The 18571-nt window shown below is 54.1% G+C and carries 15 protein-coding genes; 11 read left to right on the top strand and 4 right to left on the bottom strand.

Features of this window, described 5'->3' with window-relative positions; translation table 11 throughout:
* Window positions 1-9 precede the first annotated feature (9 nt).
* The 10 genes from AC6CHM_RS17985 to AC6CHM_RS17940 all read left to right on the top strand — a co-directional run bounded on the left by AC6CHM_RS17985 (window position 10) and on the right by AC6CHM_RS17940 (window position 11290).
* Window positions 10-984, top strand: a complete 975-nt coding sequence (locus AC6CHM_RS17985; protein ID WP_307275574.1) for a branched-chain amino acid ABC transporter permease — start codon at window positions 10-12, stop codon at window positions 982-984.
* Entirely contained in the window at window positions 977-1726 is a 750-nt protein-coding gene (locus tag AC6CHM_RS17980; protein ID WP_498173928.1) for an ABC transporter ATP-binding protein, read from the top strand. Before AC6CHM_RS17985 ends, AC6CHM_RS17980 begins: the two co-directional genes overlap by 8 nt.
* Entirely contained in the window at window positions 1723-2409 is a 687-nt protein-coding gene (locus AC6CHM_RS17975; protein WP_498173927.1) for an ABC transporter ATP-binding protein, read from the top strand. The genes AC6CHM_RS17980 and AC6CHM_RS17975 overlap by 4 nt, the downstream gene beginning before the upstream one ends.
* Before the next feature lie 155 nt (window positions 2410-2564).
* The gene (locus tag AC6CHM_RS17970) at window positions 2565-4874 is read left to right on the top strand and encodes a bifunctional salicylyl-CoA 5-hydroxylase/oxidoreductase (RefSeq protein ID WP_337354893.1); all 2310 of its coding nucleotides are present in this window, start codon (window positions 2565-2567) and stop codon (window positions 4872-4874) included.
* Window positions 4871-5653 (top strand): SDR family NAD(P)-dependent oxidoreductase, encoded by a 783-nt coding sequence (locus AC6CHM_RS17965; RefSeq protein WP_307275583.1) that lies wholly within the window; start codon window positions 4871-4873, stop codon window positions 5651-5653. Before AC6CHM_RS17970 ends, AC6CHM_RS17965 begins: the two co-directional genes overlap by 4 nt.
* A gap of 6 nt (window positions 5654-5659) precedes the next feature.
* The gene (locus AC6CHM_RS17960; protein ID WP_498173926.1) at window positions 5660-6502 is read left to right on the top strand and encodes an enoyl-CoA hydratase family protein; all 843 of its coding nucleotides are present in this window, start codon (window positions 5660-5662) and stop codon (window positions 6500-6502) included.
* A gap of 3 nt (window positions 6503-6505) precedes the next feature.
* Entirely contained in the window at window positions 6506-7705 is a 1200-nt protein-coding gene (locus AC6CHM_RS17955; protein WP_498173925.1) for an acyl-CoA dehydrogenase family protein, read from the top strand.
* A 5-nt stretch (window positions 7706-7710) separates the two neighbouring features.
* Entirely contained in the window at window positions 7711-8898 is a 1188-nt protein-coding gene (locus tag AC6CHM_RS17950) for an acyl-CoA dehydrogenase (RefSeq protein ID WP_498173924.1), read from the top strand.
* Window positions 8899-8909: 11 nt separating this feature from the next.
* Window positions 8910-9341, top strand: coding sequence for a RidA family protein (locus tag AC6CHM_RS17945; protein ID WP_115053359.1), 432 nt, complete (start codon window positions 8910-8912; stop codon window positions 9339-9341).
* Window positions 9342-9343: 2 nt separating this feature from the next.
* Window positions 9344-11290, top strand: a complete 1947-nt coding sequence (locus AC6CHM_RS17940) for a 3-hydroxyacyl-CoA dehydrogenase NAD-binding domain-containing protein (RefSeq protein ID WP_498173923.1) — start codon at window positions 9344-9346, stop codon at window positions 11288-11290.
* 2 nt (window positions 11291-11292) lie between these two features.
* On the opposite strand, the gene AC6CHM_RS17935 is transcribed toward AC6CHM_RS17940, so the two are convergent.
* Genes AC6CHM_RS17935 through AC6CHM_RS17920 form a run of 4 tightly spaced genes read right to left on the bottom strand, consistent with a single transcriptional unit; the run spans window position 11293 to window position 16271 of the window.
* Window positions 11293-11634 carry a VanZ family protein gene (locus AC6CHM_RS17935; RefSeq protein WP_162802520.1) on the bottom strand — a complete coding sequence of 114 codons (342 nt, stop codon included), beginning with the start codon at window positions 11632-11634 and terminating at the stop codon, window positions 11293-11295.
* The gene (locus AC6CHM_RS17930; RefSeq protein WP_336442145.1) at window positions 11615-12535 is read right to left on the bottom strand and encodes a glycosyltransferase family 2 protein; all 921 of its coding nucleotides are present in this window, start codon (window positions 12533-12535) and stop codon (window positions 11615-11617) included. The genes AC6CHM_RS17935 and AC6CHM_RS17930 overlap by 20 nt, the downstream gene beginning before the upstream one ends.
* Window positions 12532-14877 (bottom strand): GumC family protein, encoded by a 2346-nt coding sequence (locus AC6CHM_RS17925; protein ID WP_498173922.1) that lies wholly within the window; start codon window positions 14875-14877, stop codon window positions 12532-12534. Before AC6CHM_RS17925 ends, AC6CHM_RS17930 begins: the two co-directional genes overlap by 4 nt.
* Window positions 14878-14897: 20 nt before the next feature.
* Window positions 14898-16271: a polysaccharide biosynthesis/export family protein gene (locus AC6CHM_RS17920; RefSeq protein WP_498173921.1), complete on the bottom strand. Its 1374-nt coding sequence runs from the start codon at window positions 16269-16271 to the stop codon at window positions 14898-14900.
* Between the two features lie 346 nt (window positions 16272-16617).
* Here AC6CHM_RS17920 and asnB point away from each other — a divergent pair, with 346 nt between their 5' ends.
* A complete protein-coding gene (gene asnB, locus AC6CHM_RS17915) occupies window positions 16618-18567 on the top strand; it encodes an asparagine synthase (glutamine-hydrolyzing) (RefSeq protein ID WP_498173920.1) in 1950 nt (649 codons plus the stop codon).
* The last annotated feature ends 4 nt before the right edge of the window (window positions 18568-18571 follow it).

Genomic DNA, 18571 nt, shown 5'->3' with positions numbered 1-18571 from the left:
CACAAGCTCATGATCGCACGCGAAACCATCATTAATTTAGTTCTGGCAGTGATATTGCTGGCTGTCCCGCTGATCGCCATTGCTGTCGGCGAACCATTCTACGTCACACTATCGACCCGTGTTGCCATTCTGGCCCTTGCCGCTGTCGGATTGAATATAGCGCTTGGACTTGGTGGGCTGGTATCCTTCGGACATGCAGCCTTCTTTGGGATAGGCGGCTATGCGGCCGGTATTCTGGCCACCCACGCCTTCAACGCGGAACCCATGCTCTTTGGCTTTGAGGGCACCACTTCAATGCCATGGATATGGCTGATCGCGCTCACTGTCTGTGGACTGGTGGCACTGCCTATCGGCGCGATCAGTCTGCGTACTTCAGGCGTTTATTTCATCATGATCACTCTCGCCTTCGCGCAAATGATCTATTACTTCGCTATCTCATGGCCCGCCTATGGCGGCGAGGATGGTTTATCCCTATCCGTTCGCAACTCATTTCCGCTGATCAATACGGCAAAGCCCCTGCCCTTTTTTCTCATCTGTTACGCATTGCTGCTTCTGGCGATGGGCCTGTTTGCGCTCATCCGCGGTTCGCGTTTCGGTGCAGCGCTGCAAACAGCAAGGCAGAATGATACGCGGCTTGCTGCGGTTGGCATTGCACCTTTCAATATCAGGCTCATAGCCTTTATCATCTCGGCCATGGTGACCGGTCTGGCAGGCGCACTCTTTGCCGATCTGAACCGGTTTGCCAGCCCTTCAATGCTGTCATGGCACATGTCCGGCGAGTTGATCGTGCTTATTATCTTGGGCGGTAAAGGGAGGCTCTTTGGCCCTCTTGCCGGTGCCATGCTGTATGTCCTATTCGAATATACGCTCGGCGGCATTACAGAGAGATGGCAATTCTTTCTCGGACTCATTCTTCTCGGCGTAGTGCTTTTCGCGCGCGGCGGATTGCTTGGGCTTCTTGCAGGAAAGGCGCGTCATGGTTGAGCCCATTCTGGAAATTCGTGAGTTGCGCAAGAGCTTCGGTGCCTTGAAAGCGACCGATGGTGTGAGCCTTGATCTGCGCCCCGGCGAAATCCATGCCCTGATTGGACCCAATGGCGCTGGCAAGAGCACACTCATCCACCAGATATCCGGCTCCATCCGGCAGGATAGCGGCACGATCCGCTTTCTCGGTGAGAATATGGTAGGGCTCGGCATGCCCGAGCGCGCCCGTCGCGGCCTTGGTCGCAGTTTCCAGATATCGTCGCTTGCTCCGGAATTTTCCGCTTTACGCAATGTTATGCTGGCCGTGCAGGCGCGGCAGAGCTCAAGCCTTCGTTTCTTTCGCCCCGTGATGACTGACAAGAGTTTGACGGAGCCTGCTATGGCAATGCTGGAGCGCGTTGGCTTGGCCAAGCGTGCAAACCTGCCTGCGGCTGAACTATCCCACGGTGAACGCCGCCAGCTTGAAATTGCCATTGCGCTGGCACTCGGATCAAAGGCATTCCTTTTCGACGAACCTATGGCGGGCATGGGTCCGGAAGGCTCCAAGGCCTTGACCGAATTTCTCGATGGCCTGCGCCATGAGGCACCGATCCTGCTCGTCGAACATGATATGGACGCCGTATTTGCCCTTGCCGACCGCATATCTGTTCTGGTTTACGGGCGCATTATCGCGTCGGGAACAGTTGATGATATTCGCAACGATCCCGAAGTGCGCCGGGCCTATCTCGGAGAAGCCGCATGACACTTCTCAGCATCAAAGGTCTTGAGACTTTCTATGGCGCTTCGCAGGCATTGTTCGGTGTTGATCTGGATGTGGAAGAAGGCGAAGTCGTCGCGCTGATGGGCCGCAATGGCATGGGTAAAACGACAACCATCAATTCGATCTTCGGTCTTGTCCGTGCGCGCTCCGGCGCTATCAGCTTTGCTAGCAAACAGGTAACCAGTCTGCGACCGCACAAGATAGCCCGGCTCGGGCTGGGACTGGTGCCGGAAGGCAGGCGCTGCTTTCCCAATCTGACAGTGCTTGAAAACCTTTTGGCTGCCGCAAGAGGCAATGAGTGGACTGTACAGAAAGTTGGCGAATTATTTCCGCGCCTGAATGAGCGCCGCGACCAGTTCGCCAATACATTGTCGGGCGGCGAGCAACAGATGCTCGCCATCGGTCGGGCGCTTATGACAAATCCGCGCCTGCTTGTGCTCGACGAGGCCACAGAGGGTCTGGCTCCGGTCATCCGGCAGGACATATGGGCAGCCATTAGAAAGCTGAAGGCTGCGGGACAGTCGATCCTTGTTGTCGATAAAACGCTGGCGGAGTTGCTGCCCGTGGCCGATCGTTGCTTTGTCTTGGAAAAAGGCACAACCGTCTTTGCCGGCACGCCCGAGCAACTCACTCCCGCGCTTCAAGATCGATATTTGGGCGTTTGACTGGCGCGTGAAATCGCGACCACGAATGTCATCTCATACAAATATATTTTAAGCTTGAAATTTATTTGTAACCGGTTCATTTTGAGTTTTAACGGCTGACGAGAAGCGCAAACGCATAAGCGGGAAAGCATCGCCAGTCTTTTGGAGGAACAAGCATGCGGATTGTCTGTATTGGCGGCGGCCCTGCCGGCCTCTATTTCGCTCTTCTCATGAAGCGCCAGCATCCCGAACACCACATCACTGTCGTGGAGCGTAACCGTGCGTTTGATACATTCGGCTGGGGGGTCGTTTTCTCCGATGCAACCATGCAGTCAATGCGCCAATGGGACCCGCAGACAGCCGAGACAATTGAAGTAGCATTCAACCACTGGGATGATATTGAACTGGTGTTCAAGGGCCGGAAGATTCGCACCAGCGGTCACGGTTTTGTCGGTATCGGCCGCAAGAAAATGCTGAACATCCTGCAGGATCGCTGCCTTGAACTTGGTGTGGAACTCCTCTTCGAAAAAGACGTGAATGGCGACGAAGAATTTCCTGACGCCGATCTGATCATCGCCTCTGATGGGGTGAATTCGCGCATTCGCACAAAATATACCGACATCTTCCGCCCCGATATGGTGGTTCGGCCCAATCGCTTTGTCTGGCTGGGAACGGATAAGCGTTTTGACGCCTTCACCTTCGATTTCCAGAAAACCGAACATGGGTGGTTTCAGGCGCATATCTATCGGTTCGACGAGAACACATCCACCTTCATCGTTGAAACGACAGATGAAGTATTCAAGGCCCATGGCCTCGACAAGATGGATCAGGACGCATCCATTGCCTTTTGCGAAAAGCTGTTTGCCGAAACGCTTGATGGTCACAAATTAATGACCAATGCGCGCCATCTGCGCGGTTCCGCCTGGCTTAATTTTGGCCGCCTGATCTGCGAGAAATGGAGCCATTTTAACGGCAAAAGCCATGTGGTTCTCATGGGTGACAGCGCCCATACGGCCCATTTCGCCATTGGCTCTGGAACCAAACTTGCCATTGATGACGCTATCGAGCTTACCCGGCAGTTTGATATTGCGGGCCATGACAAAGCCAATATTCCTGCGGTTCTAGCCGCCTATGAGGATGTGCGCCGTGTTGATGTTGCGCGTATTCAGAACGCAGCGCGCAATGCGATGGAATGGTTCGAGGTGGTCGGCACACGCTATGCGGATACTCTTGAACCAGAACAATTCATGTATTCCATGCTGACCCGCTCGCAGCGCATCAGCCATGAAAATCTGCGGCTGCGGGACAAGGACTGGCTGGAAGGTTTTGAACGCTGGTTTGCCGAACGTGCGGGGGTCAATCCCTCGTCGAACGGTTCCGTGCCCCCGCCCATGTTCACGCCGTTCAAAATTCGCGGCCTGACCTTGCATAATCGCATCATGGTTTCGCCCATGGCAATGTACTCAGCCACTGATGGCCTGCCCAATGATTTCCATCTGGTGCATCTTGGCGCGCGCGCCATGGGCGGAGCAGCGCTGATTTTCCCGGAAATGACTTGCGTTTCCGCCGATGCGCGTATCACTCCCGGTTGTCTCGGCCTTTGGAACGACGAGCAGGAAACCGCCTGGAAGCGGGTTGTTGACTTCGTGCATCAGCAGACACCTGCAAAGATCGGCATTCAGCTTGGCCATGCGGGCCGCAAGGGTTCCACCAAAGTTGCATGGGAAGGCATTGACCAGCCTGTCGCCGAGGGCGGCTGGCCTCTTATCTCTGCGTCAGCCCTGCCCTATCTGCAAAATTCCGATACGCCTCGCGCCATGACAAGGGATGATATGGATCGCGTTAAGGCAGATTTTGTGCAAGCAACGCAACGAGCGTGCAATCTTGGTTTCGATATGCTCGAACTGCATGCAGCCCATGGCTATCTCCTGTCGAGCTTTCTTTCACCCCTCACCAATCATCGTGAAGATGAGTATGGCGGCGACCACGCAGGTCGCGCACGTTTCCCGTTAGAAATATTTCACGCCATCCGGCAGGTTTGGCCTGAAGACAAGCCAATATCAGTGCGTCTTTCGACCAATGACTGGTTCGAAGGCGGTAATACGCCTGAAGATGCCGCAATCTTTGCGCAGATGTTCAAGAAGGCCGGAGCAGATATGATTGACTGCTCATCCGGTCAGGTGGTCAAGGAAGAACAGCCGGTCTATGGCCGCCTTTTCCAGACACCGTTCTCAGACAAAATCCGCAATGAGATTCAAATTCCTACAATTGCGGTTGGCGCAATTTCCGAAGCCGATCACGCCAATTCGATTATCGCCGCAGGACGTGCGGACCTATGCGCTGTGGCTCGTCCGCATCTGGCTGATCCATCCTTCGTCATGCATGAGGCTGCAAAGATCGGCTATGCCGATCAGCCTTGGCCCAAGCAATATTATTCGGCCAAGGCGCAATATGTGAATAATCTGGCCCGAGCAGCCAAGCCATGAGCCAAGCAAAGAAGCACGCATTCATCACAGGCGCTGGCACTGGCATCGGCCGGTCCATAGCTCTGACCTTGGCTGCGGAAGGTATGCGTGTAACGCTCGCCGGGCGGCGGCATACGCCGCTTACAGAGGTCAAAAACCTGATCGTCGATAAGGGCGGTGAAGCCTTGGTTCTTGACGGTTTCGATGTGACGGACGCTGCCTCAGTCGAGCAGAATATCGCAAAATCCATTTCTTTTGCGGGTGAAATCGGCGTGCTTGTTAACTGCGCCGGTGAAGCGCCCTCAGCACCTTTTGACAAGACAGACCTTGATCTTTGGAACAGGGTTCTCGGCGTAAATCTGACAGGCACATTTATCGTAACACAGGCGGCACTTTCCTCACTGCGCCTTTCCGGCAATGGCCGGATCATCAATATTGCCAGCACGGCAGGGCTAACCGGCTATCCTTATGTTTCGGCCTATTGTGCAGCCAAACATGGCGTGATTGGCCTGACACGATCGCTTGCGCTGGAACTGGCGCGAACCGATATCACGGTCAATGCCGTCTGCCCCGGCTTTACCGATACGCCCCTGCTCGACAATGCGGTCGAAATGATCAGCGGCAAAACCGGTCGTTCAATTGATGATGCCCGCGCCAGTCTTGCCCGTTCCAACCCGCAAGGCAGGCTCGTCACACCTCAGGAAGTCGCCGATACGGTGCTTTGGCTGGCATCTGAAAAAGCAAGCGCAATAACTGGCCAGGCAATCCCTGTTGCCGGCGGCGAAGTGATGGGAGGCTAAAACAGAATGAGCAATCCAATGCAGGATAAAAAGCGTCCCTTCAAGGATCACAAGGCCAAGCATTTTCTGTTTGAGACGGATGATGACGGCCGCGTTGCCACGATTACGCTCAATCGCCCGGAAAAGAAGAACCCCCTCACCTTCGAGAGCTATGAGGAACTGACCGAGCTGTTTCGCTCGCTTGCCCGCGCAAGTGATGTGCGCGCGGTGGTGCTGACGGGAGCGGATAATAACTTTTCTTCCGGCGGCGATGTCTTCGACATTATCGAACCGCTGACGCGCATGGCAATGCCTGACCTTCTGGATTTTACACGCATGACCGGGGATCTGGTGCGCCAGATCAGGGCCTGTCCGCAGCCAATCATCGCTGCGGTGGATGGAATTTGCGCTGGAGCGGGAGCCATTCTCGCCATGGCTGCTGACTTCCGGATTGCAACGCCTGAAACGCGAACCGCTTTCCTGTTTACCCGTGTTGGACTTGCTGGTGCCGATATGGGGGCTTGCGGCATTCTTCCGCGCATTATCGGGCAAGGCCGCGCTAGCGAACTGCTCTTTACAGGCCGTGCGATGACGGCAAATGAAGGCCATGCCTGGGGCTTTTATAATGCCCTGCATGAGCGGCCCAACTTGCTTGGTGAAGCGCAGCGCTTTGCCCGCACAGTTGCGGATGGACCCTGGTTTGCCCATGCCATGACCAAAAAGATGCTGGATCAGGAATGGTCCATGGGCATTGATCAGCTCATTGAATCGGAGGCGCAAGCCCAAGCCATTTGCATGGCGACAGGCGATTTTCGCCGGGCCTTCGAAGCCTTTGCGGCCAAGACCAAACCTCAGTTCGAAGGGAACTAGCGGATGGTTGCCAAACCCGCAGGAATGCTGAGCCGCGAACATTTGCAATGGCCGTTTTTCGGCGAGGATGCACGCACACTGGCAAGCGAACTCGATAGCTTCATCTCCGGCGGCGGGTTGGGCGAAATCGATCATGCAGATGCCGACTCCGCATGCAAAAAACTGGTCGCTAAGCTAGGCGCAGCCGGAATATTGCGCCATTGCGTGCCGAAGGAATTTGGCGGCGTCTGCGAAGAAATCGACAGTCGCTCACTTTGCGTCATCAGGGAAACATTGGCCTATACGGATGGCCTAGCGGATTTCGCCTTTGCCATGCAAGGGCTTGGCACTGGCGCGATAAGCCTTGCCGGTTCTCAGGAGCTGAAGCAGCAAATCCTGCCCAAGATTGCGCGAGGAGAGTTGATATCCGCCTTTGCATTATCAGAGCCGGATGCCGGTTCAGATGTTGCAGCGCTCAGTTGTTCCGCCCGCCGCGATGGCGAAGATTTCATTCTGGATGGCGAAAAAATCTGGATTTCCAATGGCGGGATAGCCGATGTCTATACGGTCTTTGCCCGTACCGGTGAAGCGCCGGGGACACGCGGTATTTCGGCCTTTATTGTCTATGCTGATACCCCCGGTTTTTCCATTGTCGAACGCATTGAAACCATTGCACCCCATCCGCTGGCCCGCATTCGCTTCGACAATTGCCGCATACCGGCTTCCCAGCTTTTAGGAATGGCAGGCGAAGGCTTCAAGATCGCAATGCGAACACTTGATATTTTCCGCCCATCTGTGGCTGCCGCCGCCATAGGCTTTGCCCGGCGGGCACTTGATGAGGCCGTAGCACATGCCAGAAGCCGCAAGATGTTTGGTGCAACCCTGTCTGATCTGCCTACAGCACAAAGCACACTGGGTGAAATGGCAACGGCGATCGACGCTGCCGCGCTGCTGACATTCCGCACCGCATGGCGGCGGGACGTGCAGAAACTCCCAACAACAAGCGAAGCCGCAATGGCAAAGCTGACGGCCACTGAAAATGCCCAATGGGTCATCGATCAGGCGCTGCAACTCTTTGGCGGGCGCGGGGTAAGGGTTGGCGAAATTACCGAGCGTCTTTACCGCGAGATTCGTGCCCTACGTATCTATGAGGGCGCAACCGAAGTTCAAAAACTCATCATCGGCCGCGAGCTGATGAAGAGCGCTGGCAAAAAGGCAGGATAATTCCCATGCATGGATCAAAAGCATATTACGACTGGCAGGACCCGTTTAATCTCGACGCACAATTGAGCGAGGAAGAGCGGATGGTGCGTGATACCGCACGGGCCTACGGTGAAGACAAATTGCTGCCCCGCGTGCAGGAAGCCTTCCGCCATGAAAAGACTGATCCGTCCATATTCGCTGAAATGGGCGCGCTTGGACTGCTTGGACCGACAGTGCCGGAGGCGTATGGCGGGGCGGGGCTAAACTATGTTTCCTATGGCTTGATCGCACGGGAAATTGAACGGATCGATAGCGGCTATCGCTCCATGATGAGCGTGCAATCTTCACTGGTCATCGTTCCGATTCATACTTTCGGCAGCGAGGATCAGAAGCAGAAATATCTTCCGGGTCTGATTGCAGGCACAAAAATCGGCTGCTTCGGACTAACCGAACCGGACCACGGTTCTGATCCCGGCTCCATGGCAAGTCGTGCTCGTAAGGTGGATGGCGGCTATCTGTTGAATGGTTCCAAAACCTGGATTTCCAATTCACCGATTGCCGATGTGTTTGTGGTCTGGGCAAAAACGGAAGATGGGTTGATCCGCGGCTTCATTCTTGAAAAGGGTTGGAAAGGGCTTTCTGCGCCTGCCATTCACGGCAAGGTTGGCCTGCGCGCTTCCATCACCGGCCAGATCGTGATGGACGATGTGTTTGTGCCGGAGGAAAACATGCTCCCGCATGTGACAGGGCTCAAAGGACCGTTCACCTGCCTGAACTCAGCGCGGTTTGGAATTGCATGGGGTGCACTGGGTGCTGCGGAGTCCTGCTACGAGACTGCGCGCAGTTACGTAATTGACCGCAAACAGTTTGGTCGCCCACTTGCGGCAAATCAGCTGATCCAGAAGAAGCTCGCCGATATGGCAACCGAGATAGCTCTTGGACTGCAAGGCTGCCTGCGTCTTGGTCGCATGAAGGATGAGGGCTCGCCCCCTGTTGAGCTTACATCAATCCTGAAACGCAATTCCTGTGGGAAGGCCTTGGAAATTGCCCGCAATGCCCGCGATATGCTGGGAGGCAATGGCATTTCCGATGAGTTCCCGGTAGCGCGCCACCTCGTCAATCTTGAGGTCGTCAATACCTATGAAGGCACGCATGATATCCACGCCCTAATTTTAGGCCGCGCCATTACCGGCATTGCGGCATTCTCCAATTGACCGGAAGCAGCATGACCAAAACTGTTGAACAGATCAGCGTGAGCACCCCAAATCGTGTTTTGCAGCCAGAGGGTTGGGCGCGACCAATTGGCTACTCCAATGGAATGGAAGCACGCGGGCGAACAGTCTTTGTCGGCGGACAGATCGGCTGGAACGCTCAATGTAAATTTGAAGCAAAGGACCTGCCAGGGCAGGTGCGGCAGACTCTCGAGAATATCCTCGCCATATTGCGTGAGGGCGGCGCTGGCCCCGAGCATGTCACCACCATGACCTGGTATGTTTTGGACCGGAAGCAATATTCGGCAGCATTGAAGGAAATCGGCGCTGCCTACAAAGCCACCATGGGCCGGCACTTCCCGGCAATGGCGGTCGTTCAAGTGTCGGGCCTGATCGAAGATGAGGCGCTTGTCGAGATTCAGGCAACCGCTGTTGTGCCGGACTGAACATGGCTGTCAGCTGGAATCGCCAAGACAATATCGGTCTGATCTGGATCGATAATCCGCCTGTGAATGCAACGTCCCATGCGGTGCGTGAGGGTTTGGCTATTGCTCTGGCCGAAGCAAATGCGGATGTGGCGATCCAAGCCATCATTATAGCATGCAAAGGCAAAACCTTTGTTGCGGGTGCAGACGTGAAAGAGTTCGGCACGCCTCCGCGCGCGCCCTTCCTCAATGATCTGGTGCAGTTGATAGAAGATTCCGCAAAGCCTGTTATTGCCGCGCTCCATGGAACAGTCTTGGGCGGTGGTTTGGAGATCGCGCTTGCAGCGCACGGCCGTATTGCGGCTCTACAGACCCAACTTGGTTTGCCGGAAGTAAAGCTCGGAATTATCCCGGGCGCCGGTGGAACACAGAGGCTACCCCGGTTGATTGGCATGCCAGAGGCAATCGATATGGTTGCAAGCGGTAAGCGGGTTTCAGCAGCGCAGGCCCTTGATCTTGGAATGATTGACCGCATCTCCGATAATGATCTGATCCAGGATGCAATTGCATTTGCACAAATACTTGCTGGTCGTGAGCCGCGTCGAACCGGGACATTGCCTGTGCGCGAATTCGTTGGACTGGCGGTAGACGCGCAGATCACCGCGATAGAACGCAAGGCACGCGGGCAAATATCGCCGAGCGCAGCTGCGCGGAGCGCATTTTCTGCGGCCAGTTTGCCAATCGAGCAAGGCTTGAAACGTGAGCGGGAAAAGTTCCTCGAACTGGTCGATTCCGAACAGGCAATTGCGCTTCGTTATGTTTTTGCTGCAGAACGTCTCGCCGCTAAAGTCGCTGATCTTGAGGGAATAAGTCCTCGCTTTATACAGAATGTAGGCATTGCCGGTGCCGGACTCATGGGCGCTGGCATCGCCGTCGCCTTTGCTGATGCTGGGTATGATATCACAATCGTAGAACGTGATGAGCCGTCTATGGATTTGGGCCGCAAGCGGATCGAAGCCATTTACGATCGCATGGTGAAGTCCGGTCGGATTGATATTGCTCTCAAGGAACAACGGCTTTCCCGTATTGGCTTTCATATTGATCGCGCTGCTTTTTCCCAATGCGATCTTGTTCTTGAAGCAGTCTTTGATGATCTGGGTGTGAAACAGGAACTCTTTGCATCGCTCTCTTCCATTGTGCGGGCAGATGCCATTCTGGCAACCAATACGAGCTATCTGAATCCGGATGCCATTGCTTCTGTGATCATGAACCCCAGCCGTTTCATTGGGCTGCATTTCTTCTCACCAGCGAACATCATGCGGCTTGTTGAGGTCGTACGAACAAAAGACATCGCGCCAGATGTTCTGGCTGCGGGATTGGCCGTCACAAAGCGCCTTGGCAAGCTTGGTATTGTCAGCGGCGTCTGTGAAGGATTTATCGGCAATCGTTTGTTTACGGCCTATCGGCATCAATGCGACATCATGCTTGAAGATGGCGCATTGCCCCATGAAATTGATGCGGCCGTCGAGGCATATGGTTTTCCCATGGGCCCCTATGCTGTAACCGATCTGGCGGGGCTGGACATTTCCTGGGCTCGCCGCAAGCGTGATGCGGGCAAGCGCGACCCTGCAGCACGGTATGTCACCATTGCTGATCGTTTGTGTGAAGCAGGGCGCTTCGGCCAAAAGGCGGGCAAAGGCTACTATGCGTATGAGGGCGGCAAAAAATCGGTGGACCCTGCCGTTGCAGACCTGATCGCAACCATCTCGGATGAAAAGGGAATTACCCGTCGCTCGTTCGGGCAGGATGAAATCATGACGAACATCATTGGCGGGCTTGTTGCCGAGGGTGACAAGCTGATGAATGAAGGCATAGCCATGCGCGCTTCCGACATCGATCTGGTGCTCATCAATGGCTATAGCTATCCCGCATGGCGCGGCGGGCCCATGTTTCAATCCGGCAGACACTGACTTTAACGAAGCAGTTTTACGCCAGCCATACCCATTGCGGCGCCCGCAATTTTTACCAAAAAATTCGCAATATCCGCATGTCTGTTCTGCATGAAATGCTGCGCATATTCAAAGAGTCCGCATGACACTATTATAATAATCGCCACAAAAATCAGCCGTTTCGGATAGGTCAGGCTGAATGTGATGCCAAGCAGCAGAAATGCGGAAAACCGCTCGACATTTGGCCCGATCCAGGTTGCAGGACGCAATGTAATCGGCCCCACTGTCATCACCATGATTAATAGCAATAGCACCCAGGCAAGGGCATGATGCGACGCCGGGTAATCAATCAGCCTTTTCAACATCCAATACGCCCGACGGCGAAATCCTTCCGCGGAGAAGATCGAAGAGAGCCAATCCATTTCCCTTTAATCGTCCTTTCCGGTCTATCCACGCCTCCGGCGAAATACTTCCAAAAATATTGGCAATCAAATTCTTGGATGCCATGGCGATAGCCTTGGAAAAAGCCATGGTGCCTTTCCTGGCCAGATAATATGGATTGGCAATCTGGGAATAGCCGAGCTTTATCCCGGAGGTCCGACCACTCTTCACGCCAAGATGAATACCGCGCTGCTTGTTTGATTTGACGATACGGCCATGTTTGGCAAGCGACCGGCTCAGATCAACGTCCTCAAGCCAGCAGTAAAGTGGAAGGTTTTCATCAAACCAGATATCGTTGCGTCTCATCACGTCAAGTCGCAAAGTCATATTGCAGCCATACCCGTTATAGACATCCTTCAACAGGTCGGGGCGCGAAGACGGATCATCCAGAAGGGCCTGCAACAGACTTGCACCTTCTTTCACCTGTATTCCGGCTGTTCCTATGCCATCTACAAGAACGTTACCCGTTGATATGACGATATCATCATGTTCGAGGAACAGCTTTTCGACCTCGGCTATATAGTTCGGAGCCATCAGAAAATCGTCGTCGAGAAACAATAATATATCGAAATCCGGCAATGCTCGAATGATGTCGTTGCGTTGCTTGGCCAGCCCGGAAGTCGATTGCAGCGATAGCAGCGGAACGCTCATCCCTGCCTCCAGATTTTCCGGAGTATCGCTTGGCTTGAGTGTGCAGATAACAATCTGATCGGGCAGCCGGTTCTGCTGTTCAATCAAGGGAACCGTGGCGGCCAGTATTTTCGGTCTGCCGGTTGACGGTATGCCGACTGCAATCTTGAGCCGTTGTTTTGGTTCGCGCGTCATAACCTGCTCCACCGGAAACTTGCCAATGAACCTGCAAATTTGGAGAAACGCCTTTGAAGTGAGCGGCTGTAACTTTCTGCCCGAAGGCTTGATGGCGGGAAAGCGAGCGGCGCGGCTGTGCGGGGATGTAGAGGTGTATTGAAAACAACGCCCACCGCATCCGAGTTGATGCCACTGCAATTTGCAATCGCCGCGCCAAGGACATCGAGCGTTACATTCTGCCGGTCACCTACGGTGAGAATAACGCAGTCGACAATCACACTGACTATTCGAGCATCTGCACTGGTCGTCAAATCCGGCAGATCGAGGATGATGATATCGTGCTGATCGCGCAATCTGTCGAGGTGGCTCTCCAGAGCCTGAAGATTGAGATAGCGATATGCCTGGCTCGAACTATGGGTTATCTCGTCTACGCTCATGAGAGCTGGCGGCGTTATTACGGATACGGAAGCATAGGGTTCCTCCGCCCGAATTTCATCGACCTTCCGAATAGTTCGTGCGTCGCGGCGGCTTGAGCCCTCGGTTGCTTCAATTTTCCTGTGGTTTTCTACAACATCGGTTGAGATAGCCTGATGGGGCTTGGTCATTGTCGTGAACAGCCGGGTAAGCGTCGGGTTGGCGGCACAGGTATCGATCAGCATCGTTCTTGAACCCGTCGCTGCATAAAGCTGTGCCAAATTGCTGGCGACTGTTGTCTTGCCCTCGCCCGGCAGCGCCGATGTAATACCCACGACTTTTGCACCTTGCCGACGCATTATCAGATCCAGCGAGGCCTTGGTATTGCGAACAGCGTCTGAAAAGAGATGATTGGGATGATCCAGTACGAAATTCAGCAATTGATACTGCTCTTGCGGATTGCCCTTTGAAATCGCTCTGGCCGAAACAAATGGCAATGTGCCAAGGCTGTTCAACCCAAGTTCGCGTCGCAAACGGCTCTCTGTTTTGATGCGACGATCACTAACTTCTCGAACGGCAGAATAGGCAAGCCCCGCCAGTCCGCCAAGCACGCTCGCAAGCGCGATTACCAGCGACCCCTTGGGCCAGGTCTTGCCAAGCGGGATCGCAGCAGCGGAGACCAGACGGGAATCTCCTACAGGGAAAGATTCCTGCTGCAAGGCACTGATTAATTGCTGCATCAAACTTTGATACATTTGCCGATAGGTATTTGCGCGGCTTTCAAGCTCGCCCAGCTGAACGCGGGCCATGCCCTTGCTGAGACCGGATTGAATCGTCGCTTGCAGCTGGTCATTGACATATTGCTCGCGGCGCTCGGCCGCTTCGACATTCGATTTATAAACCTGCCCGATACGAACGATTTCCTGGCGTACCTCACCCTTCAGGCGTGCGATCTCCTGCTGGGCAGCTTGCACCGCCGCTCCATTTTCGCCATAGCGCCCCTTCAACTCATCAAGCTGGGTGGAAGCCGTATTCAGCCGTTCACGAAGCGCTGTTATCTGCGGATTGCGAAGTGCTTCGTCAACATATCCGTCGACATAAGTCTCCGATTGGAGAAACTTGTTGATCATCGCAAGCTTTGCCTTCTCCGCCGAAGTATCAGCTTTTGCTCTGGAAAGCTGGATATTCGCCTCGGTGAGTTGCTGTTCATCCAGCGAAGTTGCACCAGCTTGCGATATCTGGTTCTGGTTACGGAAATCCTCCACGGCACGAGCGGATGCATTCGCTTGCCCGCTAATCTCCGCAAGTCTGCTTTCCAGCCAACCGGCGCCGCTTTTTGCCGCCGATGATTTTGCATCAAGACCCGCTTTGATGTAGGCCAACGCCGTGGCATTTGCCACCGTTGCAGCCTTGGCCGGGTCCGTGGAATTATATGCGACGTCGAGCACATAGGATTGCCCGACACGCCAGACGCGCAATCGCTCCAGAAAGCCCGCAACTGTCTTGCGCATGATCAATTCAGGTTCAGCCACCTTGCCTTTGTCCGAACGCCAGAAAGCAAGGCTGGACAAGAGGCTATCGCCGCCTTGAAGCTCGGGATCCTCCGTGAGCGAAAGCTGCTCGATGACGCTTTTGGCGATGGCTTCAGAGCGGATGATTTCAACCTGGCTTTCAACCTCACCGGTTTCGATCACGATCGTCCCCGAAACCGCATCCTGCGAGGCAATTCTGGCCTGTTCGGGATCAATGACTATTCGGGCCGTGGCCGTGAAAATCGGCTCCGCTACCAGGAGATAGGCCACGGCAATTAGTACTGATCCAAGAATGGAAGCGCCAACAAAGCGCCAGTTGCGCCGCAAGAAACCGACAATATCGGCCATACCGATCAAATGGGCATCGGCATGAAGTTCATCAGTCCGTGTCGAGTGATGTTTATGTCTGACCATCTTTATTATCCACAATGTTCTTATTGGGTCGTTTTGACTTGCGCGGCAGCGGCGTTGAGCGGAACGGGTAGCGACGCAGGCGTGCCCGGTTCAGCAGGTATTTCTGTCGGGCTGTTACCGGCTGTCTTCTTGGAAAACCGCACGTTGAGTGCCGCCCGCACAACATCGCCAGGCACCAGGACGGTATCCTCGTTTGCTGCAATCTCGATTGGCTCGGCGGTCGTTGCCCTGGTGATAGTGAATACGAGATCAGGCTCCTGTTTTTCTCCGGGCTTTGCCTTGCCCGACAAAATTGATCCCGCAGCAACGAGCAGCCTTTCAGCTGTGTCCTGCCTTATCTTGAGCTGATCCAACGCAGCCTGCGCTGTTTGAAGCTCTGTCGTAGCGGTGGTTTGACGGAGATTAATCAAATTTTGGGCATCGCGGCTCGCCTGGCTGATATTTTGCCGGGCACGCATGATGGCGGTAACCTGATCAAGCCGATCAGCCTGCAAGGTTGTGATAATCCGCTGTAAATCTGATTGGCGGGATGTTGTGGCGATGCCGCGCTCCACCAGCGGCTTGACCGTCTCAAGCTCCGCATCCATCAGCTTGATCTGTTTTTCCTGGCCAGCTACTTTTTCCTGCAAAACTTCGATTTCGGAAGCGAAAAGCGCACGCAATTCATCAAGGTTTGCAAGCTGGCGCTTCAAACCATTCGACTGCGTATCGAAGATTGCCCGCTCTTCAGCAGTGATGGATTGAATGCTCGTGCCGTCGGCCAACTCAGAAAGATCGTCCGGAAATTGAATCTCCGTTGTCCCGGCAACCTCTGCCTTCAGGCGCGCCACACGAGCAAGCGTCCGCACCATTTCGCCGTGGACAGATTGCAGCTCTCCAAGATATTGAATCTGTTCAACCGTCCTTGCTTCTTCTCGCGGGCGATATCTGCCGCCAGCCAAGGCAACGGCCTGCAAAACTGTAAGGCCGGGTCTGAACCTGTATTCACCAGGCCGCTCAACATTTCCAACGAGGAAAATTGCAGGATACTCCACGACCTGCACGGCGACATTCGGCATGGTAACCAAGCCCGTCGCCTTCTGGATGCGCTTTGAAATTTCGGTCGCCGCCGATGAGGCATCAAGGGCTGCTATCTCCATTGTGCCAATGAGTGGAAGAAGCACAGTTCCACTATCTGACACAACATACTCGCCGTTCAGCGCGGTCCACTCTCTATATTCTCCGCGCGAGGCAATCCACTCAAGAACAGTCAATCTTAACCGGGTGTAGGGAGCGAGCTTGTAATCGCCATTGGCGTAAGCGGAAAAGGGCAAAGCGAGACATGAAAACGCCATGGCCGTTGCTGCTATTGTGCGCACAAACCTCTTGATTGCCCACGGAAATTTCACGCCCATTTGCTATCCCACAATTTATTATTTTGCACTATTATCGTGGAGCTGCGGGTAGGTGGCAATTAATCAATCATGGATTTATTGTAATAAATTCGGTGTATCCACGGTACTTTTCCACAATTTAAAGTCATGCTTGCGGGATAGATAAGCATATCTGTAAATTATACATTGTTACCAATATTCCCGTCACAGGAAAACATAATATACCCTCCTAGATACACACGTAACTAGTATTGCCCTGCCCTTTAAATCCAATTATTTATTGACCCCTGAGGGCCATATTATAGGCTTCAATAGCTGTATCCAAGCGGGGAATATACTCCGCAGTTGCAGTGATTTGGGGGCAACTATGTGTGGAATTGCAGGCTACTTCGCCTCAAAAGGCTCACTTCAGGACGGTCAGTCTGTGTTGAGCTCGATGATTGGTGCAATTGCACATCGCGGACCTGACGAAAACGGCATCTACGTCGATCAGAAAGCTGGCTTGGGGCACATGAGGCTCTCCATCGTCGGGCTGGAAGACGGCCAGCAGCCTATGAAGAATGCTCGTGGTGATGTCGTCATCAGCTATAATGGCGAAGTGTTCAATTATGTTGAGTTGCGCGATGATTTGATTGCGCAGGGGCATGTTTTCCAGACATCAAGCGACACCGAAGTCATCCTGCATCTTTACGATGAGCTGGGCCCGGATTGCGTCAAGAAACTCAATGGTGATTTTGCCTTTGCGATATGGGACCAAAGGCGCCGCCGCATGATGCTTGCGCGGGATCGCATGGGTGTGCGGCCATTATTCTATACTTGGCACAAGGGCACTATGTTCTTTGCCTCGGAAGCCAAATCACTTTTAACCGTTCCCGGTATCGAAGCTGAAGTCGATATATATGCTTTGGACCAGATATTCACGCTGTGGGCACCCATTGCGCCTCGTACGATCTTCAGGAACATCTTTGAATTGCAGCCGGCGCATTTCCTGCTGCTTGAGGGTGAGACATTCAAGACAGCGCCATATTGGCAACTGCAATACCCCGATCGCAATAGTGCGGCCTCTCCACGGTCTGAAGATCACGTTGCCGAAGAATTACTGCATCTCCTGACCGATGCCACGCGCATTCGTCTAAGGGCTGATGTGCCTGTGGGATCCTATCTTTCAGGCGGATTGGATTCCTCCGCCGTGTCAGCAATTGCAGCCAAAATTGTGCCGGACCGCCTGCGAACATTCTCAATCGGTTTTGAATCTGCGGAACATGACGAGACTGCATTCCAGATGCAGATGGTCGAAGCACTTGGCACCGATCACTCCGCATTAACCTGTAATACAAACGACATCGCAAACATCTTCCCCTCGGTGATTGCGCATACGGAGCGGCCTGTTCTTCGTACAGCTCCAGCGCCACTCTATCTTCTATCGCGTCTTGCCAGCAGTGAAGGGTACAAAGTCGTCTTGACCGGCGAAGGGGCTGATGAGGTCTTTGCTGGATATGATCTGTTTCGCGAAGCGAAAGTGCGCCGCTTCTGTGCCGCACAGCCGACGTCGCGGATCCGCCCACAACTGTTTCGAAAACTATACCCCTATCTCAGTGGACTGAAGCAGCAGTCTCCAGAATATCTGTCGGCATTTTTTGGCGCCGGTGCCGACGATATCCGTGATCCCTTATATTCGCATCGCCCACGTTTTAGGGGTACTGCGGCAACGAAGATGTTTTTCTCCCAGGACCTGCAAACCGCGCTGAACGGCTATGACGCAACCGCCGATCTCGTTTCCGGGCTTCCAAAAGATTTCACGCGCTGGCACCCCTTGCATCAAGCGCAGTATCTGGAAACATCGCTGCTATTGCCTGGATATATCCTGAACTGTCAGAGTGATCGCATGGCCATGGCGCATGGCCTTGAGGGGCGCTTCCCATTTCTGGATCATCGCCTCGTCGAGTTTGCCTCACGCATCCCAGTTGGGATGAAGCTAAAGGGCCTTGCTGAAAAACACATTCTGAAACGAGCCGTTCGCGACCTCGTGCCGCAAACGATCACTGCAAGACTGAAACAGCCCTATCGCGCACCTGACAGCCGTTCGTTTACGGCGGGTGGAATGCCGGATTACGTTCGGGATTCCATGAGTGCGGCAGCCATATCCGATACGGGCCTGTTTAACCCGGTAGCTGTCGAAAAACTGGTTGGGAAATGCGCGCGCGATAATCCCGTGGGATATCGCGACAACTCGGCCTTCGTTGGAATCCTTTCAACACAGCTATGGCACCAGATATTCACAACACAAATACAGCGGCACGCTGTCGCCGCAGAATGAAAGG

This window comes from Phyllobacterium sp. GQ127, assembly GCF_059758635.1.
Note: the sequence above shows the minus strand (reverse complement) of the source record. Positions and strands in the feature narration are given on the sequence as shown.

Coding starts and splice junctions, on each gene's coding strand:
- AC6CHM_RS17985 (WP_307275574.1), top strand. CDS start 10: ATGATCGCACGCGAAACCATCATTAATTTAGTTCTGGCAGTGATATTG.
- AC6CHM_RS17980 (WP_498173928.1), top strand. CDS start 977: ATGGTTGAGCCCATTCTGGAAATTCGTGAGTTGCGCAAGAGCTTCGGT.
- AC6CHM_RS17975 (WP_498173927.1), top strand. CDS start 1,723: ATGACACTTCTCAGCATCAAAGGTCTTGAGACTTTCTATGGCGCTTCG.
- AC6CHM_RS17970 (WP_337354893.1), top strand. CDS start 2,565: ATGCGGATTGTCTGTATTGGCGGCGGCCCTGCCGGCCTCTATTTCGCT.
- AC6CHM_RS17965 (WP_307275583.1), top strand. CDS start 4,871: ATGAGCCAAGCAAAGAAGCACGCATTCATCACAGGCGCTGGCACTGGC.
- AC6CHM_RS17960 (WP_498173926.1), top strand. CDS start 5,660: ATGAGCAATCCAATGCAGGATAAAAAGCGTCCCTTCAAGGATCACAAG.
- AC6CHM_RS17955 (WP_498173925.1), top strand. CDS start 6,506: ATGGTTGCCAAACCCGCAGGAATGCTGAGCCGCGAACATTTGCAATGG.
- AC6CHM_RS17950 (WP_498173924.1), top strand. CDS start 7,711: ATGCATGGATCAAAAGCATATTACGACTGGCAGGACCCGTTTAATCTC.
- AC6CHM_RS17945 (WP_115053359.1), top strand. CDS start 8,910: ATGACCAAAACTGTTGAACAGATCAGCGTGAGCACCCCAAATCGTGTT.
- AC6CHM_RS17940 (WP_498173923.1), top strand. CDS start 9,344: ATGGCTGTCAGCTGGAATCGCCAAGACAATATCGGTCTGATCTGGATC.
- AC6CHM_RS17935 (WP_162802520.1), bottom strand. CDS start 11,634: ATGTTGAAAAGGCTGATTGATTACCCGGCGTCGCATCATGCCCTTGCC.
- AC6CHM_RS17930 (WP_336442145.1), bottom strand. CDS start 12,535: ATGACGCGCGAACCAAAACAACGGCTCAAGATTGCAGTCGGCATACCG.
- AC6CHM_RS17925 (WP_498173922.1), bottom strand. CDS start 14,877: ATGGTCAGACATAAACATCACTCGACACGGACTGATGAACTTCATGCC.
- AC6CHM_RS17920 (WP_498173921.1), bottom strand. CDS start 16,271: ATGGGCGTGAAATTTCCGTGGGCAATCAAGAGGTTTGTGCGCACAATA.
- asnB (WP_498173920.1), top strand. CDS start 16,618: ATGTGTGGAATTGCAGGCTACTTCGCCTCAAAAGGCTCACTTCAGGAC.